This window comes from Chryseobacterium jejuense (assembly GCF_900100075.1).
In the GTDB taxonomy this organism is placed as follows: Bacteria; Bacteroidota; Bacteroidia; order Flavobacteriales; family Weeksellaceae; genus Chryseobacterium; species Chryseobacterium jejuense.
In genome coordinates this window covers 596,132-609,069 of record NZ_FNEG01000003.1, presented here as the reverse complement: position 1 = coordinate 609,069, position 12,938 = coordinate 596,132, and the positions used below count along the sequence as shown (strand labels likewise).

Here is a 12,938-nt window from a genome sequence, read left to right as displayed (position 1 = left end):
CTCTCAGAATGATAAAAGTCTATTCTTTACTTTAAGACAGCCTCTTTTATATTATTTTTCATCTAAAATGTAAAATATTCTGGGAAAGAATTTCAATACTTTTTTCCATTTCATCGAAGCCCAAATCTCCAAATCCAAGTCTCATCGCAGTAAGATTTTTATTCTGATAGAGCAGGGTTTTAGGAATAAAGAGATTGTCCTGAGCACATTTCCGGCTCAGCTGCATCAGATTAATGGGAATATTCCATTCCATCCAGATGGCAAGACCTCCGGAAGGTTTTTCAAAAGTGATCACATCTCCAAGATTGTCCCGAAGCAAAGCACTGAAATGATCCCGTCTTTCCTGATAAACTTTTAAAGATTTTTTCAGATAGCGGTTAATTTCTCCTTCTTCAATCATTTCGCCCAATGTTCTTTCCATCAGAATATCACCCTGACGATCAATAATTCCAAGGTGTTTCCTCATCTCTACCATTAAGTTTTCAGGAGCTACGATAAATCCGGTTCTGAAGCCCGGAGCTAATGATTTCCCGAAAGATCCGATATAAATAACCATTCCGCTGGTATCTGCACTTGCCAAAGGCAGAATTGGACTTTTATCATAATGGAATTCATAATCATAGTCGTCTTCAAGAATCACAAATCCATATTCATTAGCCAGTTCCAGTAATTCAAATCGCCGCTGTGCACTTAAAGCTACGGTTGTAGGGTAGTGATGGTGCGGAGTAAGATAGAGCATTCTTATTTTCTGTTTTTTGCATGCCTCCCGAACACTTTCTACGATGATTCCGTCCTCATCAATCGGAAGGGTAACAATGTTTACACCAGCTTTTTGAAAGATCATATTAACGGAAAAATAACTCAAATCACCCACCAAAACAGTATCACCTGCTGACAGTAGAATTTCAGAAACAATATAAATACTCATTTCTGTACTTCTTGTAATCAGAAGATTGTTCTTGGAGATTGGCAATCCACGGGATAAATTGAGATACCGGGACAAATGTTCCTTAAAAAATTCACTTCCGTCATGATTATAATGTCCAAGACCTTTCTGAGTAGATTTTCTCTTAAGAATAGAACTGTAATATCTGGAATGCTGCCCAATCTGAGTAAGCCTGATATCCGGCACCCCATCATTAAAGACATACTCACAATCCGAATGTTCAAAAGGATTATCTAAAATATTGGAGGTTTTAAAAGTGAATCCGGTGATTTTTGGATAGTTCTGAAGGTTATTCTCTTCAAAATCTTTTACTCTAACAGGTTTTTCCTGGTCTTTTCCAATGACAAAAGTTCCTTTGTTGGGGAAACTTTCCACCCAACCCTGCGCAGACAGTTCATCATACACTGCCACGGCTGTGTTTCTATGTACATCCAGGATCTCGCTGAAAGCTCTGGTTCCCGGAAGTTTCGTTCCAAACGGTAGAAAACCTCTTTGAATGGCATTCACCAATTGATTGGCTATTTGCAAATAAATAGATGTTTCTGATTTTCTATCTATTTTAATAAAACTTTCATAAGGAATCTTAACCGGACTATCCATAATATAAAAACTGGCACCATATAACCATCCGGCAATATACTACTTTTGACATCAAAATAAAAATCTATGGAATTTCATCATCTGCTTGAAAGAATAGTACAGGATGGCAGTACTCATGCCAAATGGCTGAACACCCTTTCTTTTATGGAAAATGCCGGTGCCAGAAAAATATCAAAGTGTGAACATCCTATTCTGGTTACTCAAATCCAGCTTAAACATGCTGCCGAAGAGCATCGTCATGCTTATTATCTCAAAAAACAAATCGGAAAAATAGATCCGGAACTGTGTAAAACATATGAAAGCAGAGAATTGCTTGCTCCTGTTGCAACCAGACAATATCTGCATTCATTGGATATTAAAGCCTGCAGATATCTTCAGAAGGCTTTTCAGCTTACAAAAGAAGACCTTAAATATGCAGCCTACCTTTTTGTAACCTACGCCATTGAAGTCCGCGCAGATGAACTTTATCCTGTTTACCAAGAGATCCTTACAAAAGAATCATCTAAAATCATGGTAAAATCTATTATTCTGGAAGAAGAAGGACATCTGGAAGAGATGATTAATCAACTTAATGAATTTTCTGAAGACTGGCAGCTGCATGCAGATAAGATCTTAGAGATTGAAAAAGAGCTGCACCAGCAATGGATCAATGCGATTACGGAAGAAGTGTCTCAACTGAATTATGCTTAAAAACCTCAATCGTTTTCAGGAAGCACTCTGCAAAAGAGAGCAGGCAGGGACATTACGAACTTTAAAGCAAAAGGTTGAAGGTGTTGATTTCTATTCCAATGATTATCTGGGATTAGCAAGAAGCAAAGAATTTCAAAATATATTGCTGGAAAAGATCAATAAGAATCCTCAATTGCTTTCAGGAAGCACAGGTTCCCGATTGATTAGTGGAAACAGCAAAGTAGTAGCTTTTACAGAAAATTTTATTGCGGAGAAGCATCAGTTTTCTTCTGCTTTATTATTCCCATCAGGTTATAATGCCAATTTAGCTTTGTTTTCCACACTTCCGGACCGTCATGATACGATTATTGTAGATGAGCAAATACACCGTTCGGTACATGATGCCTGTACAATGTCGAATGCCCGAAAATTAAAGTTCAAGCACAATGATATCCAGCATTTGGAAAGCATCTTAGAAAGACAGACAGGACATTGCTATATCGCTATAGAAAGTCTTTATTCTATGGAAGGAGATCTTGCCCCGATTTGTGAAATTGCTGAACTGGCAAAGAAATATGAAGCAGCCCTAATTGTTGATGAAGCCCATGCATTCGGAGTTTTTGGAAATGGTTTGGTAGATCAATACGGTTTACAGGATCGGGTGACCGCCAATGTAATCACTTACGGTAAAGCTTTGGGCGCTCATGGCGCTGCAATACTTTGTAATGATACTGTAAAATCTTATCTGATCAATTTTGCATCTCCATTTATTTACACGACTTCCGCACAGGATTTTCAATGGATGAGTATCAAAACAGGCTACGATTTTCTGGAATATCATAAAGAGTTTTCCATACTGCTTCAGGAAAACATAAAAATATTCAGAAGCCATGGATTAGAGTCTCCATCTTCAGAAACAAGTCCTGTTCAGTCTATTATTATTCCTGACAATCAGAAATTGAAATCTTTACAGGAAACATTATCAAAAGAAGGGTTTTTAACTTATGCCATCTACAGCCCAACCGTAAAAGAAGGTACCGAAAGACTCCGGATATGTCTTCACAGCTTTAATACGGAAACGGAGATTACAAGGCTTACAGAAGCTATTATAGACTTTATTTAAGAAAAAACACCACACATCACGTAACTCAATACTTCAAATGAAACTATTTATAACAGGAATAGGAACTGAAATCGGGAAAACAGTATGTTCCGCTATTTTAGTACAATATTTCAAAGCTGATTACTGGAAACCTGTACAATCAGGAGATTTACATTACACAGATAGCCATAAAATCAAAGCCTGGACTGATGATACACTGTGTCATCCAGAAACATACCGTCTCAAACTGGCTGCCTCACCACATCAGTCTGCAAGAGCGGAAAACAGACAGATCAACCTTGATGATTTTCAACTTCCGGAAACTCAAAATGCTTTGATTGTAGAAGGAGCCGGCGGCCTCATGGTTCCGCTTTCTGATGACACTTTTATGATTGATCTGATTGAAAAACTGAAACTTTCCACAGCTCTTGTTGTAAGAAACTATTTAGGCTGTATCAATCATACTTTATTATCGATCATGGCTTTACAACAAAAAAATATCACGCTGGAATACCTGATTTTCAACGGAAATTTTCCCGAAGATACCGAAAGAGTTATTTCAAACTTCATTACAAAAGAAACAAAAATTATCAAAATACCTGAAATAGAAAGTTCGGATAAAGAACATATCACCGCTATTGCAAAACAATTAAAAATAACAAAACTATGATAATGGATAGAACAACAACAATCAGAAACAACTGGACGAAAGAAGAAATAGAGGAAATTTATCACTTACCGCTTATGGAGCTTATTTATAAAGCTGCAACGGTACACCGCGAATGGCACGATCCATCTGAAGTACAGATCTCTACTTTATTATCCATCAAAACCGGAGGCTGCCCTGAAGACTGCTCATACTGCGGACAAGCGGCACGTTATCATACCAATATCAAAGTACAGGCTCTATTGCCTACTGAAACCGTAATTGCTCATGCTCAAAAAGCTAAAGACAGCGGCTCATCCCGCTTCTGTATGGCTGCCGCATGGCGTGAAGTTCGTAACAACCGTGATTTTGACAGGGTTATCGATATGGTAAAAGGAGTGAATGATCTAGGTTTGGAAGTATGCTGTACGCTAGGAATGCTTACCGAAGAACAGGCTATAAGGCTTCAGGAAGCTGGATTATATGCTTACAATCATAACCTTGACACTTCGGAACAATACTACGAAGAAATCATTTCTACCAGAACATTTGACAATAGAATTAATACGATTAATAATGTTCGAAAAGCAGGGATTACAGTGTGTTCAGGTGGAATTATTGGTCTGGGAGAAACGCATAGAGACAGAATTTCTATGTTGTTAACGCTAGCTACCATGCCTAAACATCCGGAATCTGTTCCTATCAATGCATTGGCAAGGGTAGAAGGAACTCCACTGGAAGATAACGAGAAAGTAGATACCTGGGAAATGGTAAGAATGATTGCCACCGCAAGAATCGTAATGCCTTCTTCTATGGTAAGATTGAGCGCAGGGCGTATCGAAATGACGGAAACTGAACAGGCATGGTGTTTTATGGCTGGTGCTAACTCTATTTTCACGGGAGAAAGAGAAACATTGCTGGTAACGCCTAATCCTGGTGTTTCTGAAGATATGCAAATGCTGCAGACTCTTGGATTAAAACCGATGATGAAAAAAGAAACCTGTTGTTAACCAATTATAAATCATAATTATGAGTTTCTGGATTTTAATACAGAGCATTTTGATATTTATTCAAGAGTTGCTTACTAAATATCTCAGCCTTTGATTTGTAGATCATTTAAATGCTAAAGATCGCAGGAAGCATAACGAAACTGCATATTTTTTGTTCGCAAGGGCATTGCATTCAGAAGAGAAAGTACAATAAAATGTATATAAACCATCAAACCTTAGCTGAGTGAAATGTCTTTGTGATCTTAAAAGTCATACAACATCATTGTGAAACCTTTAGCGGCCATTGCATTAAAAAACAAAAACTCCACCCTGACTTCAAAAGTCATCAATACATTTTATATCAATAATGGATACAATAACACCAACCAGCCTTCAACAAAGAGATAAGGCCGTCAACTGGCATCCTTACACCCAGATGAAAACGGCTGATGAAATCATTCCTATCATTAAAGGAAAGGGACTTTATCTTTACGACCAAGAAGGCAAAAAATACATGGATGTAGTTTCCTCGTGGTGGGTAACCCTTCATGGACATTCACATCCTTATATCGCTCAACGTATCTTTGAGCAACTCAACACCCTGGAACAGGTTATTTTTGCTGGGTTTACCCATGAACCAGCAACACAGCTTTCAGAGAATCTTCTAAAACTTTTACCTGATAATCAGACCAAGGTTTTTTATTCTGATAACGGTTCTACAGCAGTGGAAGTAGCTTTAAAAATGTGTATTCAGTATGCACACAATCAGGGAAAAGAAAAAACGAAAATCCTTGCTTTTAAAAATGCATACCACGGTGACACTTTTGGAGCAATGTCTGTAAGCGGGAAAAGCTATTGGACCAAGCCCTTTGAAAGCAGACTCTTTGAAGTTGTTTTCATTGATACTCCCAATGCTGAAAACCTACAAGACTTACAATCTCAGATTAAAGATATTGCTGATGAGGTGGCTTGTTTCATTTATGAGCCATTAGTTCAGGGAGCTGCAGGAATGTTAATGTACCAAGCCGAAGATCTGAATAACCTGATGAAGTTTTGCAGGGAGCAGGGAATTCTGATGATTCAGGATGAGGTTTTTACAGGATTCGGAAGAACCGGAAAACTCTTTGCTGCCCATTATCTTACCGAACAGCCGGACATCATGTGTTTTTCAAAAGGATTGACAGGCGGAACCATGCCCATGGGAATTACAACATGTTCCAAAACAATTTATGATGCTTTCTGGTCTGATGATAAATATAAAACCTTATTCCATGGACATTCTTTTACGGCTAATCCGTTAGCTTGTACCGCGGCATTGGCCAGCATGGAATTATTACTCCAAAAAGAAACCCAAATGAGCATCCAACGTATTTCTCAGCAGCATTCAGACTTTATCAAAGTACTGGCTTCACATCCACAGGTTGAAAATGCCCGACAAATCGGAACTATTCTGGCTTTTGATTTTAAAACAGGGCAAGGAACTTCTTATTTTAATGAAATTGGGAAAAGGCTTTATAATGAGTTTTTACAGAGAGGAATCATTATGCGGCCTCTAGGAAACGTTCTTTATCTTGTACCTCCTTATTGTATATCTTCTGAAGAATTGAATATTGTATATCAGAATATTCTGGAAGTTATGGATCAGTTTCAAGATTAGGATATTTCTTATTCAAAAAACATCAGCCTTATAGACCTTCAAATCTATAAGGCTCTATCATTCTATGAAAAAAAGGTCATCTTTTCTAATAAGAGTTGAGCTCATTTCCCCATGCATGAAGCTTAGAAAGAATTGGCCCCAGCTTCTGTCCTTTCTCTGTAAGTTTATAATATACTTCCGGAGGAAAATTATAGACCTCAATCCGTTGAATAATATGATCATCCTCCAGTTGTTTTAACTGTTCTGCAAGCACTTTTTTAGAAACTCTTGGCATATTACGCCATAACTCTACAAAACGCACCTGATCTTCATCAAAAAGATTATGCAGGATTAATGGTTTCCACTTTCCTGAAAGAATATCCAGACTCTTTCTCAAACCACAATTTTTAAACTCTTCAAAATTCATAGGTTACTTAGATGTAAATAGATAACCTTTTGGTAACCTTCGATTGTTTTATTTGAGTTAACCAATAGATTTGCCCTACAAACTTAAGCAAATGAAATTACAATTATGGCGCAATGCAACATTGCTATTAAACATTGATGGGATCTCTATTTTAATTGATCCTATGCTTGGAAAAAAGGGATCTCTGGGCCAATTTCCAATGACAGATAATGAATTACTCAATCCTTTGGTAGATTTACCTTTTACTCAGGATGAATTAATGAAAAAACTGGAAACCATAGATGCAGTAGCCATTACCCATTTGCATCCTGATCATTGGGATGCTGTTGCCATAGAACTTATTGATAAAAAGACAACCATTCTTTGTCCTTCTATCATTTCAGATCAGATTCAGAAACAGGGTTTTCAGAATGTTATCGTAATTGAAGACCATCTGCTTTGGAATGATATTGATATTTCAATAACAGAAGGACAACATGGAACAGGAGAAATTGGAGACAAAATGGGAACAGTTAATGGATTTGTTTTTAAAAAAGATAATCAATCCATCTATATCGTGGGAGACAGTATTTGGTATAAGGGCCTTGAAGAGGAAATCAATACCCATCAGCCACAGCATATTATTGTTGCCGGTGGAGCTGCAACATTTTCTATTGGAGATCCCATTATTATGACAAGTGAGGACATTATTAAAGTCTGTGAATATGCTCCTTATGCAAAAATTTGGGTAACCCATTTAGAAGCTGTAAGCCACTGCAAGGAAGATAGGATATTTATCCAGAAAAAGATCAACGAAAAAGGATATGAAAATCAGTGTTTCATTCCAAAAGATGGGGAAGAAATAAATTTCAACTAAAATATACCCTTTAAAAATTCTCTATTTCAATAAAAAATGAGGCCTTTCACATAGAAAAGCCTCATTGTATTTAAAATTAAAACGAAGTATCGTTAATCTTCTACATGTTTGTTTCTTGCAGCCTTCAATCCGAAATAGAGCATTATCAATACGGCAATACTCAGAAAGTAAAATGAAGCATTCCATGAAATATCCCAATCATGCAGCTTTCCAAATACCGGCGGTCCAAATGCAGCAATCAGATATCCTACAGACTGCGCCATTCCGGAAATCTTCACAGCATTGATACTACTTTTTGTTCTTGTAGAGAAAAACAGAATGGATAAACTGAAAGACAAACCATTAGAAATCCCTATTATGACAGCATTCACATAAATCCATTGAGATTTCAGGAAGACAAACATCATAGTGCTTCCAAACATCAGAGCACAGATAAAAAGGATCAGAATTCTTTGGTCTTTCATTTTACTGGCAATAATAGGACAGCAGAATGTTATTGGAATCATCGTAATCTGAATCACAAAAAGCACCCATCCCGAACTTTCACCAGCCATATTATAATCGGCAAGGAATGAAGGCAGCCAAGCCACCATACAGTAATAAAACAAAGACTGTAATCCCATAAAAATACTGATGTTCCATGCCTGAGAAGATTTAAACATATTAAAATCGGAAGTTCCCAAAGCCGTTTTAGGTTGATCCGAATTTTTCTTATTAAACAACATTTCCAAAATCAGGACTACAAATCCCAAGGCAGCAATAACCAGCCAAATCCCAAGCGAACCACGCCATCCGAATCCCGTCCATTCTCCAATCCTTACACTGAAACCGGAAGCCAGAGCAGCTGTAAGGTTCATAGAAACAGCAAAGATTCCTGTCATCAGACCAATCTGTTTTGGAAAGTTATTCTTAACATATCCGGGAGTTACTACATTTCCAATACAAATTCCCAAACCAATAAATACCGAGCCTGCAAACAACAGCCAAAGAGAACCTGAAATCCTCAGGAATAATCCAAAACTTAAAATAATTAAAGAATACATCAGCAGCTTACTGATTCCGAACTTATTGGAAAATCTGCTGACCAAAACGGAACAGACTGCAAACATAAAAAGTGGGATAGAGGTCAAAAGACTCACCTGAAAATTATCCAGCTTCAGAGCATCTCTTACGTCTCCCAATACAGGAGAAACAGCAACAATAGGTGAGCGGAGATTACTGGAAATCAATATCACCACCAGCACATTTAGAATCATTAAAACATAAGAAGCATTCTTTCTTACTTCGTTCTTCATCATAGTAAAAACTTTTGTACAAAATTAACATAGTAATTTTGTTTAATTTTGCCAAAGTTTTAACCTGAAACGACATGAATGCGAACGATAGTATCAAAATAGATGAGCTTACTAAACCTTATTTTGTATGGTTTGAAGAAAACTGGATTCATGATAACGTTCTCCATCAGCATGAAAAAGGCCAATTGGTTTACGTAGAAAGCGGATTCCAGTATATCACCATTGAAGAAAAGATCTATCTTCTTCCCCAAAATCACGCCGCCTGGATCCCTTCACGCGCCATACATAAAACGAATTCCCACTCTGAAAAGATCAAGCTGATGATTATGTTTGCAGATACAGATCAAAAAGATTCTTTTTACGATGAGGTGAATGTATTTTCTGTTCCTCCTGTATTAAGGGAAATGATAAAATACGCCGAAAAATGGTCAAAATTGATGAAAAAGGATTCCAGTGAAACGGTATTTTTAAAAGCCCTTTTTAATGAACTTCCTCATTTTGTGGAGCACTCTCTTAAACTTCATATCTGTCTTCCAAAAGATAAACGACTGGAAAAAGTTATTGAATATCTTCACCATCATTATAATACAGAAGTGAAAATTGAAGGACTTGGTGAACTCGCTCTGCTTTCTTCCCGAAGTCTGGAGCGGATATTCAAGAAGGAAACAGGTCTTACATTAAGCAAGTATCAGCAGATGCTCCGGATCATTAAAAGCCTTGAACTTTTGAGTTCAGGAAGCCTGACAATTTCAGAAACAGCTTATGAAGTAGGGTATAAGAGCGTACAGGCTTATACCAGGAGTTTTCAGTCTGTTATGCAGTTCAGGCCTACAGATTTTATGAAAAACATTAACTTAGGTATGGCAAATGGGACTTATTAATAATTAAAAACACCAAAAATAGCTATATAAAAGCATTTTTCAATTCTATTTAAATAAATAATTCCCTTTTTGATTATTTATCATATAATCAAAAAATAATCAATTATGACACTTATAAACGCAAAAAAGGCCTCCAGAGAGGAGACCTTAAAAAAACACAAATGATGAAAAAAAATTATTTCGATTCACAAATATAAGCAAAATTTATATTATGCAACGCATTACAAGCGTATTTTTCTTAAAAAATATTTATTTTAATTAAAAATAACCAATCATTAATATATTTTGATTTTCCTTAACATTTTGAAATTAAGCCATATCATGTAAATTACTCCACCAAACACAATCCATTCTATAATGGCACTAACCACATAAATACTTCGGATTCCGTACAACATAGGGATAACGAGAAGGGCAGGGATGTATAACACCAGCTGTCTTAAAATACTGATCACAGTAGCAGGTTTGGCATTTTCCACAGAAGGAAACCAAACCATTGCCATAAAAATAAAGGGCAGTGCCGGCAAAACACTCATGTAAATTCTGAAATCAGTTAACTGGCTTACCTGGAAAGATACATTGGGAATCATTACAGATAAAACTTCTGATGGATAAAACATTACAAAAAGCCAGAAAGGAATCAGAATTATGAGCCCTGTAAAAGAGAAAAGCCGATATGCTTTGATACTTCTTTCATATTTTTCAGCCCCAAAGTTCATTCCCGTGACAGGCTGCAATGCTCTCATCAGTCCCCAAAGCGGAGTATTCAATAAAATATAAAACCGATTGACAGCTGTAAAAAAGGTTACATCCGTCTCTTTTCCGTATTTAGCTATCACATTAAATACTACGATATTCTGAACTACAATCATTACCATCATGATAAAACCAGGCATTCCTAATGAAAGAGCTTCCCTGATAATTGTTTTATCCCATTTTAATGACCAAAAGTTAGTAGTAAAAGAGGCCTTTCCGGATGCATAATACCAGATTCCCAATACCATATAAATTATCATAGAAATATTGGTGGCCCAAGCCGCACCGCTTACTCCGCCACCAAAGGAATCAATAAACAATGGTTTTAATGCCACATCTACAATTAAACCTACTGCAATCATCCAGGCAGCAGTTTTCATTCTTCCTTCGGCACGAATCAGCATATTCAGCGCCAGACCATGAATCCAGAAAAAGCTTCCCAAAATGGTAGCTCTGAAATATTCTACTCCTAAGGTTAAAATTTCGCCTCTTCCGCCCATCATATACACCAATTCTTTGGCGAAAATATAGCAGGGAATTGTAATGGCAACTGAGAATATCAATGTAAGAAAATTAACAGTTCCTATGGCTTTGCTAAGCTTCTCTTTATCTCCCGCTCCAATCCAGATACTTACTGCAGCTCCTACACCTGTACCTATTAATGTTCCAAATCCCTGTGCAAATTGTGCCAGAGGATACGCAACTCCCACTGCTGCTAAAGCTGTATTGCTAATCAAATGCCCAACAAAGATTCCGTCCAGGAAGTTATTTAACCCGTACAAAACCATCGCAATAACTGCCGGCCAGGACATCTGCCACATTACTTTATGCATTTTTCCATTCAAAATGAACTGTCGCTGTTCTTCCATTGTTATGATTGTAATTTTTTAAAAAAAAGATGTGGTATAGCTATAAAAGGAAGCTGAAATAGAGAAAATGAAATGAATAAGTTCTACAAGATCAATTACATCTAACCCTTCATTAATCAACAAATCGTAATTTCGAAATTCTTTCTTCCAGCTCCCGATGAACACTCATCTTAGCTATAGTCTCATTGTTATTAATTATTAAGAATGATTCTAAATAATTTAAAGTTTTTACAAACTTAGTATTTAGTAATAGTAGATAGGCTCCTTAAGACGGAATAAATACTCCGCATAACGGAATACTATGGAAATTAAGCGCATGAATGACTATTCTTAACGATTAATCAAAAGAGGAGAACTTTAAAAACAGGGGAGAAACATGGACAAACAAAGCATTGATCACTACATTTACTGATCACTGGCTCAATGATATGGAAGAACAATTAGTTTCATAAATTCAAGATAAAATCTCAGTAACTGATAAAGAGATAGAAACTATTCTTTCTTATTTTAACCCTATTAAATTAAAAAAGAACGAACTGTCTCTCCCCAATGACCCACCTTAAGCAGCCTCAAATCCAAAATTTAATCATTATTGAAGGTTCGGGTTTTACCTTACATGACAATTTTTTATGAGTCCATGCAGTGTTGCTACTTCTTTTTTACTAATTATTTATAAGAATAAACTTACTGCACAGTATAAAAGGAGAATTCCCATCACCGTATTCACTACTTTATAGTGACGATTCAAAAAACGATGTAACTTTTGTCCGGCAACAGCCCATATCCATGTAGCAGAATTACCTATAAAAGAAAGCAGAAAAGCAAAAACAAGAATAATCCAAAGCTCTTTGAACTGAGGGAAAATAAAACTGCTAAATGCTGTTATTCCGTAAATAATAATCTTAACATTCACTAACTGCAACAGAAATCCTTTCCAGAAATCCCCAGCAGAATCAGAAGATTGTTCTTTTTGCTCACCATCAATTTCCACCTGCTTTCCGGATATTACAGACCATGCAAGGTAAATAAGATAAACAGCTCCAACATATTTCAGATAGTTGAGAAGAAAGCCATAAGAATTCAAAAGAAGCCCCGTGAAAAAGGCTGCCAGTAACATGATCACTGTAAACCCCGAGTAAATCCCCAGAAGTAATGTTTTGCTCTTTTGATATCCTGATTTCATGCTGCTGTTAAGAGCAAGAATATTATTAGGACCTGGAAGAAGTGCCGTTAGCACAGTGTAAATAAAAAATGAAAACCACATAT

The 12,938-nt window shown here is 36.7% G+C and carries 12 protein-coding genes; 7 read left to right on the top strand and 5 right to left on the bottom strand.

Annotated elements, in window-relative coordinates; genetic code table 11:
* Window positions 1-58: 58 nt before the first annotated feature.
* On the bottom strand, window positions 59-1,546 hold the full coding sequence (locus tag BLS98_RS11890) for an aminotransferase-like domain-containing protein (protein WP_089736719.1): 1,488 nt from the start codon (window positions 1,544-1,546) through the stop codon (window positions 59-61).
* 66 nt (window positions 1,547-1,612) lie between these two features.
* Between BLS98_RS11890 and BLS98_RS11885 the strand changes: the two genes are divergently transcribed.
* The 5 genes from BLS98_RS11885 to bioA all read left to right on the top strand — a co-directional run bounded on the left by BLS98_RS11885 (window position 1,613) and on the right by bioA (window position 6,609).
* Window positions 1,613-2,236, top strand: coding sequence for a hypothetical protein (locus tag BLS98_RS11885; RefSeq protein ID WP_089736718.1), 624 nt, complete (start codon window positions 1,613-1,615; stop codon window positions 2,234-2,236).
* Window positions 2,229-3,338, top strand: a complete 1,110-nt coding sequence (locus BLS98_RS11880; protein ID WP_089736717.1) for an aminotransferase class I/II-fold pyridoxal phosphate-dependent enzyme — start codon at window positions 2,229-2,231, stop codon at window positions 3,336-3,338. The genes BLS98_RS11885 and BLS98_RS11880 overlap by 8 nt, the downstream gene beginning before the upstream one ends.
* 37 nt (window positions 3,339-3,375) lie before the next feature.
* Entirely contained in the window at window positions 3,376-3,987 is a 612-nt protein-coding gene (bioD, locus tag BLS98_RS11875) for a dethiobiotin synthase (RefSeq protein ID WP_089736716.1), read from the top strand.
* A 2-nt stretch (window positions 3,988-3,989) separates the two neighbouring features.
* Complete coding sequence (gene bioB / locus BLS98_RS11870; RefSeq protein WP_089736715.1) at window positions 3,990-4,973, top strand: biotin synthase BioB; 984 nt, start codon at window positions 3,990-3,992, stop codon at window positions 4,971-4,973.
* Window positions 4,974-5,319: 346 nt separating this feature from the next.
* The gene (gene bioA / locus BLS98_RS11865; protein ID WP_089736714.1) at window positions 5,320-6,609 is read left to right on the top strand and encodes an adenosylmethionine--8-amino-7-oxononanoate transaminase; all 1,290 of its coding nucleotides are present in this window, start codon (window positions 5,320-5,322) and stop codon (window positions 6,607-6,609) included.
* An 85-nt stretch (window positions 6,610-6,694) separates the two neighbouring features.
* Here bioA and BLS98_RS11860 read toward each other — a convergent pair whose 3' ends face one another.
* Window positions 6,695-6,985 (bottom strand): winged helix-turn-helix transcriptional regulator, encoded by a 291-nt coding sequence (locus BLS98_RS11860; protein WP_228425156.1) that lies wholly within the window; start codon window positions 6,983-6,985, stop codon window positions 6,695-6,697.
* Between the two features lie 121 nt (window positions 6,986-7,106).
* Between BLS98_RS11860 and BLS98_RS11855 the strand changes: the two genes are divergently transcribed.
* Window positions 7,107-7,871: an MBL fold metallo-hydrolase gene (locus BLS98_RS11855; protein ID WP_089736712.1), complete on the top strand. Its 765-nt coding sequence runs from the start codon at window positions 7,107-7,109 to the stop codon at window positions 7,869-7,871.
* A gap of 92 nt (window positions 7,872-7,963) precedes the next feature.
* On the opposite strand, the gene BLS98_RS11850 is transcribed toward BLS98_RS11855, so the two are convergent.
* Window positions 7,964-9,169: a CynX/NimT family MFS transporter gene (locus tag BLS98_RS11850; RefSeq protein WP_228425158.1), complete on the bottom strand. Its 1,206-nt coding sequence runs from the start codon at window positions 9,167-9,169 to the stop codon at window positions 7,964-7,966.
* Between the two features lie 71 nt (window positions 9,170-9,240).
* Between BLS98_RS11850 and BLS98_RS11845 the strand changes: the two genes are divergently transcribed.
* On the top strand, window positions 9,241-10,047 hold the full coding sequence (locus BLS98_RS11845) for an AraC family transcriptional regulator (RefSeq protein WP_089736710.1): 807 nt from the start codon (window positions 9,241-9,243) through the stop codon (window positions 10,045-10,047).
* A 275-nt stretch (window positions 10,048-10,322) separates the two neighbouring features.
* Here the strand turns inward: BLS98_RS11845 and BLS98_RS11840 are convergent, their stop codons facing one another.
* A complete protein-coding gene (locus tag BLS98_RS11840) occupies window positions 10,323-11,672 on the bottom strand; it encodes an MATE family efflux transporter (protein ID WP_089736709.1) in 1,350 nt (449 codons plus the stop codon).
* 670 nt (window positions 11,673-12,342) lie between these two features.
* Window positions 12,343-12,936: a LysE family transporter gene (locus BLS98_RS11835; protein ID WP_167356211.1), complete on the bottom strand. Its 594-nt coding sequence runs from the start codon at window positions 12,934-12,936 to the stop codon at window positions 12,343-12,345.
* Window positions 12,937-12,938: the final 2 nt, after the last annotated feature.

What these genes read in the sequence shown, in the direction of transcription:
- BLS98_RS11885 (WP_089736718.1), top strand. Translation starts at nt 1,613, where the DNA reads ATGGAATTTCATCATCTGCTTGAAAGAATAGTACAGGATGGCAGTACT.
- BLS98_RS11845 (WP_089736710.1), top strand. Translation starts at nt 9,241, where the DNA reads ATGAATGCGAACGATAGTATCAAAATAGATGAGCTTACTAAACCTTAT.
- bioA (WP_089736714.1), top strand. Translation starts at nt 5,320, where the DNA reads ATGGATACAATAACACCAACCAGCCTTCAACAAAGAGATAAGGCCGTC.
- BLS98_RS11840 (WP_089736709.1), bottom strand. Translation starts at nt 11,672, where the DNA reads ATGGAAGAACAGCGACAGTTCATTTTGAATGGAAAAATGCATAAAGTA.
- bioD (WP_089736716.1), top strand. Translation starts at nt 3,376, where the DNA reads ATGAAACTATTTATAACAGGAATAGGAACTGAAATCGGGAAAACAGTA.
- BLS98_RS11855 (WP_089736712.1), top strand. Translation starts at nt 7,107, where the DNA reads ATGAAATTACAATTATGGCGCAATGCAACATTGCTATTAAACATTGAT.
- BLS98_RS11835 (WP_167356211.1), bottom strand. Translation starts at nt 12,936, where the DNA reads ATGTGGTTTTCATTTTTTATTTACACTGTGCTAACGGCACTTCTTCCA.
- BLS98_RS11850 (WP_228425158.1), bottom strand. Translation starts at nt 9,169, where the DNA reads ATGATGAAGAACGAAGTAAGAAAGAATGCTTCTTATGTTTTAATGATT.
- bioB (WP_089736715.1), top strand. Translation starts at nt 3,990, where the DNA reads ATGGATAGAACAACAACAATCAGAAACAACTGGACGAAAGAAGAAATA.
- BLS98_RS11880 (WP_089736717.1), top strand. Translation starts at nt 2,229, where the DNA reads ATGCTTAAAAACCTCAATCGTTTTCAGGAAGCACTCTGCAAAAGAGAG.
- BLS98_RS11890 (WP_089736719.1), bottom strand. Translation starts at nt 1,546, where the DNA reads ATGGATAGTCCGGTTAAGATTCCTTATGAAAGTTTTATTAAAATAGAT.